The organism is Achromobacter sp. ACM05, assembly GCF_019218915.1.
In the GTDB taxonomy this organism is placed as follows: domain Bacteria; phylum Pseudomonadota; class Gammaproteobacteria; order Burkholderiales; family Burkholderiaceae_B; genus Achromobacter; species Achromobacter animicus.
On the sequence record NZ_JAHUWQ010000003.1, the window covers coordinates 652,960 to 670,873 of the forward strand.

The following is a 17,914-nucleotide window of genomic DNA, read 5'->3' on the forward strand; positions in this document are numbered from 1 at the left end:
GGCGGCGGGCAGCCTGACGACGATGTGCTCGCACCCGGTTCTCGTCCAGCCCTCGGGCCTGCGCTTTGACGCGCCGGCCGGCACGTCCGTACTGCTGGCGGCGCAGGCCGCGGGGATCAAGCTGCCCAGTTCGTGCCGCAATGGCACCTGCCGCGCCTGCATGTGCCTGATGCTGGACGGATCGATCGTGTACGGCATCGAATGGCCCGGCCTGTCGCGCGACGAAAAGGAAGAGGGCTGGATCCTGCCGTGCGTGGCCCAGGCGACGTCGGCGCTGGAAATCCAGGCCCCCGGCGCCGCGTTGATCGAGACCGCGCCGCCCGCGGTTCGCCCGCTTACCGGCGCCAGACGCTGACCGCGGCGACCGGCAACAGGGTCGCAGCCATGCCTGCGGCCATTCCTGCCGCCATGCCCAGCACCATTCCCCAAAACGGCGCAGCGCCCAGCGCCTGCGCTGTCTGAACGCCCAGGCGCGCGCCCAGCACCATACCGATCGCCATGAGGACCAGGCAGAGCACCCGGCTTGCCAGCGGCGGTTCGCCGGCTTGCAGCCGCAGCCAGGGCCATCGGATCCGAGGCATTCGGGACCAAAGCAATTGAACCCAGGGCCATCGAGTCCCGGACAGCTGAGACCAGGGCAGCAGCGCCGCCAGCGCCATCGCGGCCGAGCTGGCCGGCATCAGCACGACGTGCCGCCATGCCAGTTGCGCCAGCGTTCCCGGCGCACCGCACTCGCTGGCCAACAGCGCGGCGGGCGTGCGCCACGTGTCCACAATCAGTCCGGCGCCCATGGCCGCCAGGCACACCAGCCACAGGCCAGCCATGCCGGCCGTGGCCTGCGGCCTAGCGGTGGCCGTGGCAGGCTTGGCGCGGGGTGTCGCCGTATCGGTCATGGTGGCGCACCCAGTCGCGAACATCGAAATACGGGCCGTTTTCGTTGCGGCCCAGCGGCGCGATGTCGAGGTAGTTGTAGGCCCCCGCCAGGCGCTCCACGCCGCGTTCGAAGGCCGAGTAGGTGTGAAAGATTTCGCCGTCGGGATCTCGGAAGAATGCGCTGGCCCCTGGACGTTCCTCGACGGCGCCATCCGCCTGCGGCACGGAGGCTTCGAAGTCGAAATTGAAATCGCTGCCCGCTGACGAGTACCAGTCAAACTGCCAGCCCATGCGGGCCTGGAAGGCGGCCAGGCGGGCATACGGCGCGCGCGAGACGGCCACCACCGTCACGTCGTGGTGCCGCAGGTGCATGAGCGCGCTGTCCAGATGATCGGCCAGGAGCGAGCAGCCCACGCACCCGTCCTCCCAGTCCGGACTGAACATGAAGTGATAGACGATGAGCTGGCGCCTGCCTTGGAACAGGGCATCCAGGCCTTGCATGCCGTGCGCGCCTTCAAAGGGGTAGGGCTTGTCCACTCGCACCCACGGCAGCGCCATGCGGTCGCGGGCCAGGGCGTCTGAGGCGTGGGTCAGTTCCTTTTCGCGCCGCAACAGCGCCTCGCGGGCAACGGTCCATTGGGGGCGGGATACGACGGGATGATCGGTTTGCATCGTGCGTCTCCTTTGCGTGCCGGGCGCTTGGGCCCGGGGTCAAGTTCGGATCCGGCGTACAGATCCGGGGCACCAGGTTCAGGCCTTGCCGGCCAGGTGGTCCGCCAGCCGGTCCATGGCGCCGGACCAGCCATTCTCGTGGCCGTCGCGGGTGGGCTCGTCGACGAACGGTGCCTGCAGGAAGGCAAGCTCGGTGCCCCCGTCTGCCGAGGTGAAGTCCAGCGTGATCAGTGAGGTTTCCTGCGGCGTGTCGCGCCATGCCCAGGTGAACACCAGACGGCGATGCAGCGCGACTTCCTGGTAGCGGCCGCTGGCGTAGTGTTCCCCGCCGTCTGCGGTGATGAAGCCGACTTCATAAGCGCCGCCCACCCGCACATCGGTTTCGGCCAGCAACACGCGTTGCGTGCCTGCCGGGCCGAACCAGCGCATCAGCGCTTGCGGGTCGGTCCAGGCTCGCCAGACGCGTTCGACGGGGGCGTCGAAGCGGCGCTGGAGCCGCAGCTCGAGGGGGGAGATTCGGTTTTCCATGGGTGGATTTCCTCTTCGTGATAGAGATATCGCGCCAGCGAATCCAGTTGGCCGGTCCAGAACCTTTCGTACCGTGCCAGCCAGCCGGCGGCGGCGCGCATGGGTTCGGGAGACAGCGTGCAGCGCACGACCCGCCCGTCCTTGGCGCGCGCGATGAGGCCGGCCTCTTCCAGCACCCGCAGGTGTTTCATAAAGGCGGGCAGGGACATGGCGTGGGGTCGGGCCAGCGTGCTGACCGAGGCCGAGCCCTGTTCCAGGTCCGCCAGCACCCGGCGGCGCGTGCCATCCGCCAGCGCGGAGAAGATGGCATCGAGAGCATCATCATTTAACTTAACCATAAGGTTAAGTTTTAGGTCTGCCACAAGCGCGTGTCAAGCGCGATGGCTTCGGACTTTCCCTAGGGGTGAAGCGCGCTACTTGCCGCGCGGCTTGATGATGTCGCAGGCCGCGGCGGTGTTGCTGGCCGGGGCTTCGGCGCCCAGCAGCGCTCGCACGCCGCACACCGAGCCGAACATGCGCTTGCCGTCGTGGCCCACGCCGCCGACTTCGAAGGCGCTGTGACGCAGGGGGACGGGCTTGGAGCCTCGGGCGGCCAGCACGTGCTCGTACTGGACGTAGCCCGTGCCGCGCGCCAGCCGGGTGGCGCCCTGGGCTTCGGCGCCGCAGGCTTTGTCCAGCAGCCGGTGCTCGGGGTTGTTGTCCGCGCCGCCCAGCAGGTAGACCACATCGCGCGCCGCGTAGCGCACGAAGAGGCGGGAATCGTCGGATTCGCCGGCGTAGGCGGGCAGCTTGTCCGTGCCGTACTTGTACTGGTTGTAGGTGGGGCAGATGCCGCGCTCGTAGGGCGCGTAGCCCTTGCCGTCGGCGCGTGGCCGTTCGTTGGTCAGGTACAGGTAGGAAGAGGGGTTGGCGACCACGTACCGCAGGGTCAGGCCGTCGCGTCGCAACACCCCGTCCACGTTGTTCAGCACCGCATACCGGTGCACCAACTGCGCGCCGGCCGAATGGCCGGCAAGCACCAGGCCGGCGAGCGACGGCAGGCGCTTGCGGTCGTCCAGGCTGCGCAGCAGGTCGTCCAGAACCTGGAACGAGGTGACGGGGGCGGGCCGGCCCGTGGCCTGGACGCTTTCCTGGCCGTCTTCCCAGCTGGCCTTGCGCCAGGCGGCCATGCCCGCGAAGCCCGAGTCGATCGAGCCGGAAAACCGCGGGGCAAGCACCAGCGTGTCGCCCGCGCGCGCCGGGTCGGCGGCGACCAGCGCGGCGGCGGTTTCGTAGTAGTTGTCGGCGTCGCGCTTGACGCCGTGGATGACGATGAGCACCTGCTTGATGCCGCGCAGGTCGTCCTTGGCCAGATCCCGGTTGGCGTAGACCGGCATCTTGTACCGGTTTCCGGGGCGGCCCAGTTCAACCGCCTGCCAGCGCAGCGGCGCCGCGCGCTTGGGCACGGGCGTGGCTTCGTCGTAGTCGTAGGGGTCGGGCAGCGGCGTCTGCGCATGCGCAGCGCCGCAAGCCAGCAGGGTGGCCAGGGCGAGCGAGGCCGCCAGCGCCGTGCGGGTCAGGGATGTGGCAGGCGCGCGGCGCATGGCGCGGCGACCGCTCAGCAGCTTTCGAGTCCCAGCAGTTGCTTGAGCGCGGGCAGGTCCAGGATGCGGACTTCGCGCTGGTTGATCTTGATGAGGCCGTCGCGGGCAAAGCGCGAGAACAGACGGCTGACCGTTTCCAGCGTCAGGCCCAGATAGTTGCCGATTTCTTCGCGGCTCATGCGCAGCACGAACTCGGTGGACGAGTAGCCCAGCGACGCATAGCGCTGCGAGAGGTTCAACAGAAATGCGGCCAGGCGCTGTTCCGACCGCATGGAGCCCAGCGACGCCAGCATCTGGTGCGAGCGGGTGATCTCGCGGCTCATGAGGCGGCGGAATTGCTGTTGCAGCGACGGCAGGTGCGACGCGACGCGATCGACTTCGTTCAGGCGGATGACGCAGACCTCGGAATCTTCGAGGGCCACGGCGGCCGACACGTGCTTGCCATCCAGCATGCCGTCCATGCCGACGATCTCGCCGGGCAGATGGAAGCCGGTGATCTGGATCTGGCCGGTGGCGTCTTCAAGTTGCGTTTTCAAGCTGCCGAAGCGCACGCCGTAGACGGCGTCGAGCGGATGATCCAGCGAAAAGAGCGTCTTGCCTTTTTCCACGCGGACGCGCTCTTTGACCAGTTCGTCCAGCTTTTCGACTTCGGCGGCTGCCATGCCCACGGGAACGCAGACGTGACCCAGCATGCACGTGGAACAGTGGGCGGCATCAGGGGCAATGGGGACCCGTTTTTGCATACGATGACCTTTAGAGTGCCCATTGCACGGCGGGCGCCGGAACGGGTGTGAAGCACGAGACAGGCGTCTATTGTAGTCCGTTGTTACTACGGGTGTCTTACCGGGCGTCCTGCTTTGTTCTGGAAAGGCGATGAGCAATCCAGTCTTCCCCGGTGATATCGACCGCCGCGGCCCGAAACGCGGGGTCGATCGGATAGTACTCGCAGGGCAGCAGACTGGTCGGGCCGGCGCCTTCCAGACTGGCGGTAACCGTGCGGCGCACGAAGCAGCAGGGCTTGCCGGGCTGATATTCTTCGATCTCGTCCATCAGGGCGATCAACGCCGGTTCCACCTGGAAAACGTCGCCGCGCACGCGCCGGCCGTCCTGCACGGGGATGAGCCCGGGCCAGTCGCCAAAATCGACCAGCATGCCGGGCACGCTGGCCGCGCCGACGTGGCTGGCGGCCGGCAAACCGCGCGCTGCGGCCGCCCGGGCGAGGTCGTTGATTTCGCCGGCCCGTAGGGTGCCGTACACAAAAACGTATATGCTCATTGCTCTGTTTGCTGGTGCACGTCGAAGAAGACCATGAGAGGCGCCGGGTGTTGAAATTGTCTCACCCGGCCACATATTCAGGTTATCGAGCCAGCCGGCACGGATCGGTCAGGCTCCCCACAAGCCAATACGACCATTATGCGATTCGACAAACTGACGACCAAGTTTCAACAAGCGTTGGCAGACGCCCAAAGTCTGGCCGCCCGCAACGACCACCCCTACATCGAACCTGTCCACGTGCTGTCCGCCCTGTTGTCGGATTCCGACAGCGGCGCGGGCAGTTTGCTGGCGCGTGCCGGTGTGGCGGTCAACCGACTGGGCCCGGCCCTGGAGTCCGCCCTGAAGGGCTTGCCGCAGGTGCAGGGCGAAGACAATGTGCAGGTGGGCCGCGACCTGCAGGGCGTGCTGACCCGTACCGACAAGGAAGCCTCGCGCCGCGGTGACACCTATATCGCCAGCGAACTCTTCCTGCTTGCGCTGGCCGACGATAAGGGTGAAGCCGGCCGCATCCTGCGCGACGCGGGCCTGCAGAAAAAGGCCCTGGAAGCGGCGATCGACGCCGTGCGCGGCGGCGAGAACGTGTCGGGCGCGGAAGGCGAAGCCAACCGCGAGGCCCTTTCCAAGTACACGCTGGATCTGACCGAGCGCGCCCGCCAGGGCAAGCTGGATCCGGTCATCGGCCGCGACGACGAAATCCGCCGCACCATCCAGATCCTGCAGCGCCGGACCAAGAACAATCCCGTGCTGATCGGCGAACCCGGCGTCGGCAAGACCGCCATCGTCGAAGGCCTGGCGCAGCGCATCGTCAACGACGAAGTGCCCGAGACCCTGCGCGGCAAGCGCGTGCTGTCGCTGGACCTGGCGGCGCTGCTGGCGGGCGCCAAGTTCCGCGGCGAGTTCGAAGAGCGCCTGAAGGCCGTGCTGAAAGAGCTGGGCCAGGACGACGGCCGCAACATCGTGTTCATCGACGAGCTGCACACCATGGTGGGTGCGGGCAAGGCCGAAGGCGCGATGGATGCGGGCAACATGCTCAAGCCGGCGCTCGCGCGCGGCGAGCTGCACTGCATCGGCGCCACCACGCTGGACGAATACCGCAAGTACATCGAGAAGGACGCGGCGCTTGAGCGGCGCTTCCAGAAAGTGCTGGTCGACGAGCCCGACGTGGAATCCACCATCGCCATCCTGCGCGGCTTGCAGGAGCGCTACGAAATCCACCACGGCGTCGAGATCACCGACCCGGCCATCGTCGCGGCCGCCGAGCTGTCGCATCGCTACATCACCGACCGCTTCCTGCCCGACAAGGCTATCGACCTGATCGACGAAGCTGGCGCGCGCATCCGCATGGAAATCGACTCCAAGCCGGAAGTGATGGACAAGCTGGACCGCCGCATCATCCAGCTCAAGATCGAGCGCGAGGCCGTCAAGAAGGAAACGGACGACGCCTCCAAGCGCCGCCTGGGCGTCATCGAGGACGAGCTGCAAAAGCTGCAGCGCGAGTACAACGACTTCGAGGAAATCTGGAAGGCCGAGAAGGCCGCGGTGCAAGGCACGCAAGCCATCAAGGAAGAGATCGACAGCGTCCGCGCCGAAATGGCGGAACTGCAGCGCAAGGGCCAATTCGACAAGCTGGCCGAACTGCAATACGGCAAGCTGCCGGATCTTGAGGCACGTCTGAAGGCCGCCGAGGTGGGCGCTGCCGAGGCCGCCGAAAACGCCGAAGGCGACGAATCGCGTCCGCGCCTCTTGCGCACGCGTGTCGGCGCCGAGGAAATCGCCGAAGTCGTGTCGCGCGCCACCGGCATTCCGGTGTCGAAGATGATGCAGGGCGAACGCGAAAAGCTGCTGCACATGGAAGAGTTCCTGCACAAGCGCGTGGTGGGTCAGGACGAGGCCGTGCGTCTCGTGTCCGACGCCATCCGCCGTTCGCGTGCGGGGCTGGCGGATCCGGCGCGGCCGTATGGCTCGTTCCTGTTCCTGGGCCCAACCGGCGTCGGCAAGACCGAGCTGACGCGTGCGCTCGCCGAGTTCCTGTTCGACTCTGAAGAGCACATGATCCGCATCGACATGAGCGAGTTCATGGAGAAGCATTCGGTGGCGCGGCTGATCGGCGCGCCGCCCGGATACGTGGGCTACGAAGAGGGCGGCTATCTGACCGAGGCCGTGCGGCGCAAGCCCTACAGCGTGGTGCTGCTCGATGAAGTCGAAAAGGCGCATCCGGACGTGTTCAACGTGCTGCTGCAAGTGCTGGACGACGGCCGCCTGACCGATGGCCAGGGCCGCACCGTCGATTTCCGCAACACGGTGATCGTCATGACGTCGAACCTGGGTTCGCACCATATCCAGACGCTGGCTGGCCAGCCGTACGACGTGGTCAAGGAAGTGGTGTGGGATGAACTGAAGCAGACGCTGCGGCCCGAATTCCTGAACCGTATCGACGAAGTGGTGGTGTTCCACGGCCTGGAAGCGCAGCACATCGAGTCCATCGCCCGCATCCAGCTTCGCCGTCTGGGCGAGCGCCTGGAAAAGCAGGAGATGCGGCTGGAAGTGACGGAACCGGCCCTGGCCGAACTGGCCCGCTCCGGCTTCGATCCGGTGTTTGGCGCGCGCCCCTTGAAGCGTGCGATCCAGCAGCAGATCGAGAACCCGGTGGCGCGTCTGATCCTGGAAGGCAGGTTCGGTCCGCGCGACGTGGTCCCGGTGGATTGGCAGGATGGCCAGTTCGTCTTCACCCGCACGTTGCAGTGATCGCGCTGCAATAAGCAAAATGCCCGGCGCGTAGCCGGGCATTTTTTTGTCTGCGCCGTAGCGCCGCAGCGCCGCCGCTCCGAACAGATCGGCGCGGCGCTGGGCAATCACATCACTTCGCGACCGTCACGAACACCGGGTTCGAATAGAACCACAGATCGTTGTAGTTGCGGGCGTTGATGGCGTTGAAGCGCGCCGCGTTGTCGGCAAAATCGACCTTCGCATCCGGCAGCGGTTCGCCCGCTGCGGTTTCGCCTGCCACGTCCACGCCAAGATTGGTGCCGCGCAGGCGCAGGTATTGGCTCTTGTCGGCTTTGATCGTGGTCGTGATGACGTTGTAGCCATCTTCGTCGACCTTCCAGTCGGCCTTGGTGAAGCGGGCCAGCACGCGCGTCGTGGGGTTGGTGTCGGCGTCGTATTCCGGGGTGCCGGGTGCGGCGCGTTCGGTCACGTCGCCGACGATCAGGTCCACGTGGTTGACGGTGGGCTTGACGTAGGTGGGGTTGCCGCTTTCGATCGGGTACTCGTAGTTGTTGCGCTCGGGGCTGCGGAAGCGGATCGTGACCTCGACGGTTTCACCCTTGGCCGCCTGCAGTTCGCCGCCCATGTGCACCGCGCCGGCCGCGCCCTTGGCCTGGAAGTCCAGCGCGTCGATCAGGTCGCCGAAGACACCGAACATGCGGCCGCTTTTCAGGCCCGTGACCACGGCCGCCATGTCGTCGCCGTCCTTCCAGACGTACGTCTTCGAATATTCGCCGGGCGCGTAGCCGCTGCTGTACAAACCCTGGCTCGTGCGGAAGTGGTAGTCCGAATCGGCCACGTTCCAGATGCGTCGGCCTTCGCCCAGCAGCGCGTCCCACGTGCCGCCCAGGTGCGCGACCAGGTAATCGGCGCCGCCATAGGTGCGGTTGGGCAGGAAGGCGTTGGTGTAGGCGGTGGCGTAGCCGCCACGGTCCGGTTCCATCTGGTTGCCGACCATGCCCTCGATCGCGAAGAAGACGCTCGGGGCCAGGTCATTCATCTCGCGCAGCTGGGCGATCGTGTACTTGCCCGCGTAGCGCGACGGGTGGTTCAGCAGCATGTAGCTGTCGGGGTACTTGTCGCGCAGCCACTTCAGCGCGGCCAGCGAGTCGGCGTGCGTGGTGAACGCGCGCGTTTCGCCGGACAGGCGCGAGACCAGCAGCGGGTCGAACAGGTTGGGATCACGGTTGGTGAACAGGTACTCGAACTCGGCCACGGCCTCCAGCGACTTGGGCGACTGCGGATCGTTGTAGCCGATGCCGATGTTCACGTGGTCATGCGTCGGCATGTCCCATTCGAACGACGAGAAGATGATCTTGCCGGCGTAGCGGCCCGCGGCCTGCGCCTGCTTGATGTAGGGCACTTCGTACTGCGCCATGCCTTGCGAGAACGGGATCGATCCGCCGGGCAGGTTGACGCCGGTATGGTCGCGGGCGGACAGGCGCAGATGGTTCGAGATGGCGGCCCAGTCCAGCTTGTAGCGGTCGAACGCCTGATCCAGCGCGCTTTCCAGGCTGACCTGCGCGTCGTCCGACTGGAACGTGTGCACGTGCAGATCGCCCGTGGACCACGCGCCCGTTTCGATGGGCTTGGGTTGCTCTGCGGGCGGCGTCGGGTCGGTCACGACGGGCGGGGTCGGCTCAGGGGTGACCACCTCGTCATCGTCATCGCTGCCACCGCAAGCGCTCAGCAGGGTCACGCAAGCCAGCGACAAGGGCATGATGGCTCGCCGCAGGCGGGATACTTCGAACTGCATCTACAACACTCCAACGTCATGTCGGCATGCAACGCGCAAGCCGCAAAGCGCGCAACTATGCGGGCGGGGAATGACGTGGGAATGACAGTGGCGCGCCGGATGTCGATTTCCGTGCGCCTGGCGTTGTCTTCAGCAGCTATTTTTTTGCGGCTCGGGCTTCGGCCAGCGCCTGCGTGATGATGGCGTTCGCGGTCCAGCGCACCACATCGGTCACCTCGGGCAGGTCGAGCTTCCAGATGTCCTTGAGCACCAGGAACACCTCGGTGCCGTATACCAGCGACAGCGCCTGCGCGACGCGGTCCTGCTGCGCCGGTGTCAGGTCGGCGGCCAGGGGTGCGATGGCGCGCCTGAGGATGTCGACGCGGTGGCCGCGCACCAGTTGGGGCTCGGCGCCGGCTTTGCCGGCGCTGGCCTGCGCATGCTGTTGCAGCGACACCTGAATGGCAGCGCGCAGCGGCGCCTCGTGCGCCGCCAACCGCGGATACGCGAAGCGCAGCAGCTCGTCGACGCGCGCCGCCGCGTCAGGCGCATCGGAATTCCACGCGAGGATGGGGCCCAGGCTTTCGTCCACCACGGCGGCGATCAGCGCGCTCTGGCTGGGAAAGTAGCGGTAGGCGGTGGCGCGCGAGACTTGCGCGTGTTCGGCCAGCTCGGCGACCGAGGGCGTGACGCCTTGCGCCATCAATTGCTGGGCGGCGTCGAGCAGGGTCTTGCGCATCCGTGCGCGCGGCCCGTGCGGGGGTTCGCCGCTGGCGGCTGCCTGCGGGCTGGCGGGGGCGATCAGCTTCGTGCCGGCCGCTGCCGAGGACGCCTTGCGGGCGGGGGATTCGGATTGACGTGAGACAGGTGTCTCAGTATGATTCTTTCGTCTCATTTCTGGATTCTACGGGCCTTTGGCCTCACATATCGAGGCGCGCACGCAGTGTAGCCGCCCGCGGAGGAGTCATGACGCATACCAAGCAGCGGGTCTTTGTCGCCGCGACCTACGACACCAAGGGCCACGAGGCCGACTACGTGGCGGATCTGCTCCGGCGCGAGGGGCTGGACGTGGTATCGGTGGATGTCTCGACCTCCGGTGCGCCCAGCGCCGCGCAGGTCTCGGCGCAAGAGGTCGCGCGCAGCCACCCGGACGGCGCCGCGGCGGTCTTCACGGGCGACCGGGGCACGGCGATTGCGGCCATGGCTCTTGCGTTCGAGCGCTACGCCGCCGGTAACGCGGAAATCGGCGCGCTGCTGGGCCTGGGCGGCTCGGGTGGCACGGCGCTCATCACGCCGGCCATGCGCGCGTTGCCCATCGGCACGCCCAAGGTGATGGTGTCCACGATGGCGTCCGGCAATGTCGCGCCTTATGTGGGGCCGTCGGACATCGCGATGATGTATTCCGTGACCGACGTGGCGGGCCTGAACCGCATCTCGCGCCGCGTGCTGGCCAATGCGGCCGGCGCGATCGGCGGCGCGTTCCGCCAGTCGTCGGCCGCGGCGGCTGACGATGGCCGGCCGGCGGTGGGCATCACCATGTTCGGCGTCACCACAGCCTGCGTGCAGCAAGTCACGCCGCTTCTGGAATCGCAATTCGACTGCCTGGTGTTCCATGCCACTGGCACGGGCGGGCAGTCGATGGAAAAGCTGCTGGACAGCCGCCTGCTTGCCGGTGTGCTGGACCTGACCACGACTGAAGTCTGCGACCTGCTGTTCGGCGGCGTGCTGGCCTGCACCGATGACCGCTTTGGCGCGGTGGCGCGCACGGGCGCGCCCTATGTCGGGTCGTGCGGCGCGCTGGACATGGTGAACTTCGGCGCGATGGACACCGTGCCCGAACGCTACCGCGCCCGACGCTTCTATCCCCACAACCCGCAGGTCACGCTGATGCGCACGACCGCAGAGGAAAACACGCGGCAGGGCGAATGGATCGCCGACCGGCTGAACCGTTGCGACGGCCCGGTGCGCTTCCTGATTCCCGAGGGCGGCGTGTCCGCGCTGGATGCGCCGGGCCAGGCGTTCTGGGATCCCGAGGCCGACGCGGCGCTGTTTGCCGCGCTGGAGGCCAACCTGCGGCAGACGGCGGACCGCCGCCTGATCCGCGTGCCTTGCCACATCAACGATCCGCTGTTCGCCAGGACGGCGGTCGACCACTTTCTTGAAATTGCCGCACATTGAAGGACTGCCGCCATGCCGCGTTTTGACCGTAACGAACTGCTGGACAAGTTTCGCGCCATGGTGCGCGCGCGCACGCCCATCGTGGGCGGGGGCGCGGGCACCGGGCTGTCGGCCAAGTGCGAGGAAGCGGGCGGCATCGACCTCATCGTGATCTACAACTCGGGCCGCTACCGCATGGCGGGCCGCGGCTCGCTCGCGGGCCTGCTGGCCTACGGCAACGCGAACGAGATCGTCGTGGACATGGGCCGCGAAGTGCTGCCGGTGGTCAAGAAGACGCCGGTGCTGGCCGGCGTAAACGGCACCGACCCGTTCTGCGACTTCGACGTGTTCCTGGACGACCTGAAACGGCAGGGCTTTGCCGGCGTGCAGAACTTTCCCACTGTCGGCCTCATCGACGGCAACTTCCGCGCCAATCTTGAAGAGACCGGCATGGGCTATGCGCTGGAAGTCGACATGATCCGTCTGGCGCATCAAAAGGGCATGCTGACGACGCCGTACGTCTTCAACGAGGACGACGCTGTGGCTATGGCCCGCGCGGGGGCTGACATCATCGTGGCGCACATGGGGCTGACCACCGGCGGGTCCATTGGCGCGGAAACGGCGCTGACGCTGGATGATTGCGTCGCCGCCATCGACCGTATTGCCGAGGCCGCGCTGGCGGTGCGCCCGGATATCATCGTGCTGTGCCACGGCGGCCCGATCGCGACGCCCGACGATGCGGCCCACGTGCTGCGCGCGTGCAAGCATTGCCACGGCTTCTATGGCGCCAGCTCGATGGAACGCCTGCCGACCGAACAGGCCCTGACGGCCGCCACGCGCGAATTCAAGAACCTGACCTTCTGATCCCCATCGCCGCAGTTTTCGGCTTATTCGACACGCATTGCGTTTAACGGAGCCCGTATGCCGCATACCGTACACATCACCGCTGTCGTCCACGCGCCATTGAACAAGGTCTGGCCGCTGTTCCGGGATTTCAACGGCCTGGCAGGCTGGCATCCCGGCGTCGCGGAGAGCCGGCTGGAAGCGGGCGGCCGCCATGACGCCGTGGGCTCGGTGCGGCATCTGACGCTCAAGCCTTCCGGCTTCGTGCGGGAGCAGCTTTTGATGCTGGACGATCCCAATACCGAGCTGCGGTATTCGATCATCGAGACGGATCTTCCGATGCGCGATTATGTCGCGGGCGTGTCGCTGCATCCGGTCACCGAAGGCGGCGGCACGCTGGTGCAATGGTGGGCCGATTTCCGCGTCGAGGGGGCCGCGCTGAACGATGTGGCTGCGGCGGTCGGGCAGAACGTGTTCGCGGCGGGATTGGCCGCGTTGGACGAGAAGCTGCGATCGGGTGTCTGACACCCGCGCAGGGGCGGCGCCGGTCAGCACGCGGGTGACACCCGCGCACCTAGTGCTTCCGCCGTGTGGCGGACAGGCGGCGGCAGCCTGCGGGAAGCGGGGCCGTGCGCAGGTACTCGTGGATCGATGCGATCAACGCCTGCGCGGCCGGGCTCAGCGGATATTCCTTGTTGCGGATGATGCATAGCGTGCGCACCACCGTGGGCCGGGCCAGCAGCGCGTAGGCCAGCCCCGGCTCCATCACGCGTTGCGCGGCCAGCGCCGGCAGCAGCGCGACGCCCATGCCTGCCTTGACCAGCGCGGCCTGCGACGTGGTGCTCGATGCTTCATAGAACGGCGCCGCCGCCTCGATGGGCAGGTCGGCGCGGGCGCGCAGCAGGGCCATGATGCCCGTTTCATCTACGACTCCAACCAGCTTGCGGCCGGTCAGGTCGGACCAGCGCATGGCGCCGTCGCGCGCCGGGCGCAGCGTGACGTCGTCCTGGCGGTAGAGCACACCGAAGCGGTCTTCGAGCAAGGCGTCGAATTGCAGGCCGGGGGCGTCGGCCCAGCGGCTGGTCAGCCCGAAATCGACCTCGCGCGCGGCCACTTTGCGTTGGATGCGGCCGGAGTTGTCGTCGCTGAGATAAAGCCGCACCGCCGGATACTGCGCCGCGAACACGGCGGCAGCGGGCGCGATGAGCTGCGTGATGGCCGACGGCGCCGCCGCCACGCCCACCCGGCCGCGTTCCAGCGCGCCAAAGCGCACCACGTCCTCGATCACGCCGTCAAAGTCCGCAAGCAGGCGCATGACGCGCGGCAGGAATTCCTCGCCGGCCGGCGTCAGCAGCACGCGCCGGCTGGTGCGCGCAAAGAGCTGGGTGCCCAGCGCGTCTTCAAGCTGGCGAACCAGGCTGGTGACGGACGATTGCGTCTGGAACAGGCGTTTGGCGGCATGCGTGAAGCTGGACTCCTGGGCTACCGCCACAAAGGCGGTCAGGTGCTTCAAGGTGACGTGCTTGGGCAGGCGATGCATTTCAAAACGCGATAGATAGATCAATAAAAACAATTTTTCCAGATTGATCGCGCGGACGATACTAGGTCCTTCACCAAGGCAGGAACACCATGCAGGAGACTTTGGATCTGATCATCGAAGGCGGCTGGCTCATCGACGGGCTGGGCGGTCCGCGCAGGCGCGCCGATGTGGGCGTGGCGGGCGAACGCATTGCGGCGATCGGGGACCTGTCGAAGGTGCCCGCGGCCACGCGCGTGAACGTCGCGGGCAAGATCGTGGCGCCCGGCTTCATCGATGTGCACGGTCACGACGACCTGATGTTTGTGGAAAAGCCCGATCTGGCGTGGAAGACGAGCCAGGGCATCACCTCGGTTGTCGTGGGCAATTGCGGCGTCAGCGGTGCGCCCGCACCGCTGCCGGGCAACACCGCGGCGGCGCTGGCGCTGTTGGGCGAGACGCCGCTTTTTGCCAGCATGACGCACTATTTCGACGAGCTGCGCGAGCGCCAACCGGTCATCAATGTGGCCGCGCTGGTGGGGCACGCGAATCTGCGCCTTGCCGCGATGCGCGATCCCACCGCGCAGCCCACGCCCGATGAACAGGCGGCCATGCAGCAGATGCTGGCCGACGCGCTGGCGGCGGGCGCCGTGGGCTTCAGCACCGGACTGGCGTATCAACCGGGCGGGGTGGCGCAGCCGCCTGAACTGGAAGGGTTGGCCCGCGTGGCGGCGGCGCGCGGCGCGATGCATACCAGCCACATCCGCAACGAGGGCGACGCGGTCGAGGCGGCCGTCGACGAGGTGCTGGCCATCGGCCGCAACACCGGCTGCGCGACCGTGCTGTCGCATCACAAGTGCATGATGCCGCGCAATTGGGGCAAAAGCGCCGCCACGCTGGCCAACATCGACCGCGCCCGTGCCGAGGGCGTGGACGTGGCTTTGGACATCTACCCGTATCCCGGCAGTTCCACCATTCTGATCCCGGAGCGCGCCGACACCATCGACGACATCCGCATTACGTGGTCAACGCCGCATCCCGAATGCAACGGCGAATACCTGAGCGACATCGCGGCGCGCTGGGGTTGCGACAAGACCACGGCGGCCGAACGCCTGTGCCCGGCCGGGGCGATCTATTTTGCGATGGACGAGAACGAGGTCCGCCGCATCTTTCAGCACGAATGCTGCATGGTCGGGTCCGATGGCCTGCCCAATGACGCGCATCCGCATCCCCGGCTGTGGGGCAGTTTCACGCGCGTGCTGGGGCGCTACGTGCGCGAGGCGCAGCTTGTCACGCTGGAGGCGGCGGTGGCCAAGATGACCGCGCTGCCGGCCCGCGTCTTCCGGCTGGCGGACCGTGGCCGGATTGCCGTGGGCGCGTGGGCGGACATTGTGGTGTTCGATGCCGATACGGTGATCGATCGCGCCACCTGGGAGGCGCCGACGCTCGCGTCTGCCGGTGTGGAGCACGTGCTGGTCAATGGCACGCCGGTTTTTCCGGCCACGGCAGACACCCCGCGGCCCGGCCGCATTCTTCGCCGCGATCAGGCCGCGGCCCAACCCCTTCCATAACAACAGCCGTACCAGGAGACCCAACATCATGATCCGCAAGACTTGCGCCGCCCTGGCGCTGGCCGCCGCGCTGCCGGCCGCTCACGCCGCCTTTCCCGACCGCCCCATCACGCTGATCGTGCCGTTCCCGGCGGGCGGTCCCACGGACATCGTCGGCCGCGTGGCCGCGGCCAAGGCAGGCGAAATTCTGGGCCAGCAGATTGTCGTAGAGAACCGCACGGGCGCGTCGGGCACCATCGGCATGACGGCCACCGCGCGCGCCAAGCCGGACGGCTACACCGTGGGCCTGGCCACCGTCAGCACGCACGGCACGGCGCCGCACCTGTTTCCCAACCTGGCCTATGACCCGGTCAAGGACTTCACGCCCATCAGCAATCTGGTGACCAGCCCCAACATCCTCAGCGTGAATCCGAACTTTCCGGCCAAGACGCTGGCCGAGTTCGTGACCCACGTGCGCGCCAATCCGGGCAAGGACGGCTACGCGAACGCGGGTGCAGGCGGCGTGAACGACCTGGGCATGATCTGGTTCCTGCAGATCATCGGCGGCAAGATGAACAGCATTTCCTATCGTGGTTCGGCGCCGGCGCTGACCGACACGGTGGGCGGCGTGGTGCCGGTGATCTTCGACAACTTTCCGTCGTCGCTGCCGTACGTCAAGAGCAATCACCTGAAACCCCTGGCGATTACCGGAACGGCGCGCAATCCGCGACTGCCCGACGTGCCGACCTTTGCCGAGCAGGGCTACAAGGATTACGACGTGACGGCCTGGTACGGCGTGGTGGGGCCGGCCAACATGCCGGCCGATGTGCGCGACAAGCTGGCGGATGCCTTTGCGCGTGCGGTGCGCGATCCGGCGACCGCGGCAAAGATGGAAGAGACCGGCGCGTTCCCGCTGGGCAACACGCCGGCGCAGTTTGGTGAGCAGATCAGCACCGAACGCGATCGCTGGAAGACGGTGATCGAGCGGGCGCAGATCAAGCTGCAGTAGGGACTCGGGAAACGCGGGCCGCGTGCGTCGTCAATACACGTCGCGCCGGTAGCGGCCCGTATGCTGCAGGGCTTGCAGGCGGTCCGCGCCCAGGATGTCCTGCAGCGCGGCATCCACGCCGCCCGCCATGCCTTGCAGGCTGCCGCAGACATACACGGCGGCGCCGGCATCCACCCAGGCGCGCACGGCGTCCGCCTCTTCGCGCAAGCAGTGCTGCACATAGCGGCGCTCGGGCTGGTCGCGGGAAAACACCGCATCCACGCGTTCCAATGTGCCGTCTTGCCGCCAGGCGTCGATCTCATCGCGGCAGAACGCGTCGCAAGCGGCGTTGCGCTCGCCGAAGACCAGCCAGTTGCGGCGGTGGCCGGCAGCGCGGCGCGCTTTGATCAGCGCGCGCAGGCCCGCAAGGCCGGTGCCGTTGCCGATCAGAATCAGCGGGCGGTCGTCAGCCGGCGGGTGGAAATTTCGGTTCGTGCGTACACGCAAGGCGATCTCGTCGCCGGTCTGCGCAATGTGCGTGAGCCAGCCGCTGCCCAGACCCAGCGCGCCGTCGGCGCCTTGCATCTGGCGCACCAGCAGCTGGATGGCGCCGTCAGCGGGCAGCGAAGCGATGGAGTATTCACGATGCGCCTCCAGCGCGCCGCCGCGTTCGCGCCGGGGGCCGATTTCGGCGATGTCGCCCGCCTGCCATGCTGCCGTGCTCTCGGGCGGCGGCGACAACGTCAGCAGATAGCAAGGGCCGCCCTGGCTGCCGGGATTCAGCAGTGTCCGGCCCGCCAGGCGCCAAGTGTCGTACACGGGCGCTTCCCAATCGGGCAAATCGCTGCGGCCGGCCAGCAGGCCCAGATGATGCTGCCAGTGGCGCAGCGCGGCCGCGTCGTCGTTGTCGACCTCGACCAGATCGAACAACGGCGTCGCGCCTTGCGCGTGCAGCCAGTCGTTCAACCGGTGGCCAAAGCCGCAGAACTGCGCGTACTCGCTGTCGCCGAGCGCCAGGACGGCATATTGCGCACCGGCCAGCGCGGCGCCCTGTGGCGTCTGTTGCATCTGGCCGGCAAACGCCGCGGCCGCATCGGGCGGATCGCCTTCGCCGTAGGTGCTGACGACAAACAGCATGCGCCGGCAGGCGGCCAGGCGTTGAAGGTCCAGTTGGTCCAGCGAGGCGACGCGCACGGTCAGACCGCCGGCGCGCAGAGATTCCGCAGTCTGCATGGCCAGCGACTCGGCGTAGCCGGTCTGGCTGGCGTAGGCCACCAGCACGGCGTCTTCGGGCGCGGGTGCGCTCAGCGCCTGCAGCGCCAGCGCGTGTTGCGCATGCTGGCGGCGGGCGCGTTGCCAGGCCCACAGGCACAGCAGCAGCCAGGTCAGCACCACGCACGTTGCCGCGATCAATCGGGTGTGCAACAT

The 17,914-nt window shown here is 67.3% G+C and carries 18 protein-coding genes; 7 read left to right on the plus strand and 11 right to left on the minus strand.

Annotated elements, in window-relative coordinates; all coding sequences use genetic code 11:
• Nucleotides 1-22: 22 nt before the first annotated feature.
• Nucleotides 23-355: a 2Fe-2S iron-sulfur cluster-binding protein gene (locus KW836_RS21440; RefSeq protein ID WP_175123538.1), complete on the plus strand. Its 333-nt coding sequence runs from the start codon at nucleotides 23-25 to the stop codon at nucleotides 353-355.
• On the opposite strand, the gene KW836_RS21445 is transcribed toward KW836_RS21440, so the two are convergent.
• The 7 genes from KW836_RS21445 to KW836_RS21475 all read right to left on the minus strand — a co-directional run bounded on the left by KW836_RS21445 (nucleotide 336) and on the right by KW836_RS21475 (nucleotide 4,931).
• A complete protein-coding gene (locus tag KW836_RS21445; protein WP_255596041.1) occupies nucleotides 336-893 on the minus strand; it encodes a hypothetical protein in 558 nt (185 codons plus the stop codon). The genes KW836_RS21440 and KW836_RS21445 overlap by 20 nt on opposite strands.
• Complete coding sequence (locus KW836_RS21450) at nucleotides 844-1,545, minus strand: thioredoxin family protein (RefSeq protein WP_218344701.1); 702 nt, start codon at nucleotides 1,543-1,545, stop codon at nucleotides 844-846. The genes KW836_RS21445 and KW836_RS21450 overlap by 50 nt, the downstream gene beginning before the upstream one ends.
• Before the next feature lie 78 nt (nucleotides 1,546-1,623).
• Complete coding sequence (locus tag KW836_RS21455) at nucleotides 1,624-2,073, minus strand: SRPBCC domain-containing protein (protein ID WP_175183880.1); 450 nt, start codon at nucleotides 2,071-2,073, stop codon at nucleotides 1,624-1,626.
• Complete coding sequence (locus KW836_RS21460) at nucleotides 1,974-2,411, minus strand: helix-turn-helix transcriptional regulator (protein ID WP_175123534.1); 438 nt, start codon at nucleotides 2,409-2,411, stop codon at nucleotides 1,974-1,976. Before KW836_RS21460 ends, KW836_RS21455 begins: the two co-directional genes overlap by 100 nt.
• A 75-nt stretch (nucleotides 2,412-2,486) precedes the next feature.
• A complete protein-coding gene (locus tag KW836_RS21465) occupies nucleotides 2,487-3,656 on the minus strand; it encodes a hypothetical protein (protein ID WP_218344702.1) in 1,170 nt (389 codons plus the stop codon).
• 14 nt (nucleotides 3,657-3,670) lie between these two features.
• Nucleotides 3,671-4,399 (minus strand): fumarate/nitrate reduction transcriptional regulator Fnr, encoded by a 729-nt coding sequence (gene fnr / locus KW836_RS21470; protein WP_175123532.1) that lies wholly within the window; start codon nucleotides 4,397-4,399, stop codon nucleotides 3,671-3,673.
• A gap of 97 nt (nucleotides 4,400-4,496) precedes the next feature.
• Complete coding sequence (locus KW836_RS21475) at nucleotides 4,497-4,931, minus strand: gamma-glutamylcyclotransferase family protein (protein ID WP_218344703.1); 435 nt, start codon at nucleotides 4,929-4,931, stop codon at nucleotides 4,497-4,499.
• A gap of 138 nt (nucleotides 4,932-5,069) precedes the next feature.
• On the opposite strand from KW836_RS21475, the gene clpB reads away from it, so the two are divergent.
• Nucleotides 5,070-7,676, plus strand: coding sequence for an ATP-dependent chaperone ClpB (gene clpB, locus KW836_RS21480; protein WP_175123530.1), 2,607 nt, complete (start codon nucleotides 5,070-5,072; stop codon nucleotides 7,674-7,676).
• Between the two features lie 112 nt (nucleotides 7,677-7,788).
• On the opposite strand, the gene KW836_RS21485 is transcribed toward clpB, so the two are convergent.
• Both KW836_RS21485 and KW836_RS21490 read right to left on the minus strand, forming a co-directional pair.
• Entirely contained in the window at nucleotides 7,789-9,453 is a 1,665-nt protein-coding gene (locus KW836_RS21485) for an S-layer protein (protein WP_218344704.1), read from the minus strand.
• A gap of 136 nt (nucleotides 9,454-9,589) precedes the next feature.
• Nucleotides 9,590-10,237, minus strand: a complete 648-nt coding sequence (locus KW836_RS21490; RefSeq protein ID WP_175123695.1) for a TetR/AcrR family transcriptional regulator — start codon at nucleotides 10,235-10,237, stop codon at nucleotides 9,590-9,592.
• Between the two features lie 161 nt (nucleotides 10,238-10,398).
• Here KW836_RS21490 and KW836_RS21495 point away from each other — a divergent pair, with 161 nt between their 5' ends.
• Genes KW836_RS21495 through KW836_RS21505 form a run of 3 tightly spaced genes read left to right on the plus strand, consistent with a single transcriptional unit; the run spans nucleotide 10,399 to nucleotide 12,957 of the window.
• On the plus strand, nucleotides 10,399-11,610 hold the full coding sequence (locus tag KW836_RS21495; protein ID WP_218344705.1) for a Tm-1-like ATP-binding domain-containing protein: 1,212 nt from the start codon (nucleotides 10,399-10,401) through the stop codon (nucleotides 11,608-11,610).
• Between the two features lie 12 nt (nucleotides 11,611-11,622).
• On the plus strand, nucleotides 11,623-12,453 hold the full coding sequence (locus tag KW836_RS21500; protein WP_218344706.1) for a phosphoenolpyruvate hydrolase family protein: 831 nt from the start codon (nucleotides 11,623-11,625) through the stop codon (nucleotides 12,451-12,453).
• 57 nt (nucleotides 12,454-12,510) lie between these two features.
• On the plus strand, nucleotides 12,511-12,957 hold the full coding sequence (locus KW836_RS21505; protein ID WP_218344707.1) for an SRPBCC family protein: 447 nt from the start codon (nucleotides 12,511-12,513) through the stop codon (nucleotides 12,955-12,957).
• Between the two features lie 49 nt (nucleotides 12,958-13,006).
• Here KW836_RS21505 and KW836_RS21510 read toward each other — a convergent pair whose 3' ends face one another.
• Nucleotides 13,007-13,972: a LysR family transcriptional regulator gene (locus KW836_RS21510; RefSeq protein WP_218344708.1), complete on the minus strand. Its 966-nt coding sequence runs from the start codon at nucleotides 13,970-13,972 to the stop codon at nucleotides 13,007-13,009.
• Between the two features lie 89 nt (nucleotides 13,973-14,061).
• On the opposite strand from KW836_RS21510, the gene KW836_RS21515 reads away from it, so the two are divergent.
• Nucleotides 14,062-15,519: an amidohydrolase family protein gene (locus tag KW836_RS21515; RefSeq protein ID WP_218344709.1), complete on the plus strand. Its 1,458-nt coding sequence runs from the start codon at nucleotides 14,062-14,064 to the stop codon at nucleotides 15,517-15,519.
• A 28-nt stretch (nucleotides 15,520-15,547) separates the two neighbouring features.
• Complete coding sequence (locus KW836_RS21520; RefSeq protein ID WP_175123523.1) at nucleotides 15,548-16,507, plus strand: tripartite tricarboxylate transporter substrate binding protein BugE; 960 nt, start codon at nucleotides 15,548-15,550, stop codon at nucleotides 16,505-16,507.
• Between the two features lie 30 nt (nucleotides 16,508-16,537).
• On the opposite strand, the gene KW836_RS21525 is transcribed toward KW836_RS21520, so the two are convergent.
• Nucleotides 16,538-17,914: a sulfite reductase subunit alpha gene (locus KW836_RS21525; protein ID WP_255596045.1), complete on the minus strand. Its 1,377-nt coding sequence runs from the start codon at nucleotides 17,912-17,914 to the stop codon at nucleotides 16,538-16,540.

Bases quoted from the DNA above. Each gene is read 5' to 3' on its own strand.
- KW836_RS21440 (WP_175123538.1), top strand. From the start codon at position 23: ATGTGCTCGCACCCGGTTCTCGTCCAGCCCTCGGGCCTGCGCTTTGAC.
- KW836_RS21445 (WP_255596041.1), bottom strand. From the start codon at position 893: ATGACCGATACGGCGACACCCCGCGCCAAGCCTGCCACGGCCACCGCT.
- KW836_RS21450 (WP_218344701.1), bottom strand. From the start codon at position 1,545: ATGCAAACCGATCATCCCGTCGTATCCCGCCCCCAATGGACCGTTGCC.
- KW836_RS21455 (WP_175183880.1), bottom strand. From the start codon at position 2,073: ATGGAAAACCGAATCTCCCCCCTCGAGCTGCGGCTCCAGCGCCGCTTC.
- KW836_RS21460 (WP_175123534.1), bottom strand. From the start codon at position 2,411: ATGGTTAAGTTAAATGATGATGCTCTCGATGCCATCTTCTCCGCGCTG.
- KW836_RS21465 (WP_218344702.1), bottom strand. From the start codon at position 3,656: ATGCGCCGCGCGCCTGCCACATCCCTGACCCGCACGGCGCTGGCGGCC.
- fnr (WP_175123532.1), bottom strand. From the start codon at position 4,399: ATGCAAAAACGGGTCCCCATTGCCCCTGATGCCGCCCACTGTTCCACG.
- KW836_RS21475 (WP_218344703.1), bottom strand. From the start codon at position 4,931: ATGAGCATATACGTTTTTGTGTACGGCACCCTACGGGCCGGCGAAATC.
- clpB (WP_175123530.1), top strand. From the start codon at position 5,070: ATGCGATTCGACAAACTGACGACCAAGTTTCAACAAGCGTTGGCAGAC.
- KW836_RS21485 (WP_218344704.1), bottom strand. From the start codon at position 9,453: ATGCAGTTCGAAGTATCCCGCCTGCGGCGAGCCATCATGCCCTTGTCG.
- KW836_RS21495 (WP_218344705.1), top strand. From the start codon at position 10,399: ATGACGCATACCAAGCAGCGGGTCTTTGTCGCCGCGACCTACGACACC.
- KW836_RS21500 (WP_218344706.1), top strand. From the start codon at position 11,623: ATGCCGCGTTTTGACCGTAACGAACTGCTGGACAAGTTTCGCGCCATG.
- KW836_RS21505 (WP_218344707.1), top strand. From the start codon at position 12,511: ATGCCGCATACCGTACACATCACCGCTGTCGTCCACGCGCCATTGAAC.
- KW836_RS21510 (WP_218344708.1), bottom strand. From the start codon at position 13,972: ATGCATCGCCTGCCCAAGCACGTCACCTTGAAGCACCTGACCGCCTTT.
- KW836_RS21515 (WP_218344709.1), top strand. From the start codon at position 14,062: ATGCAGGAGACTTTGGATCTGATCATCGAAGGCGGCTGGCTCATCGAC.
- KW836_RS21520 (WP_175123523.1), top strand. From the start codon at position 15,548: ATGATCCGCAAGACTTGCGCCGCCCTGGCGCTGGCCGCCGCGCTGCCG.
- KW836_RS21525 (WP_255596045.1), bottom strand. From the start codon at position 17,914: ATGTTGCACACCCGATTGATCGCGGCAACGTGCGTGGTGCTGACCTGG.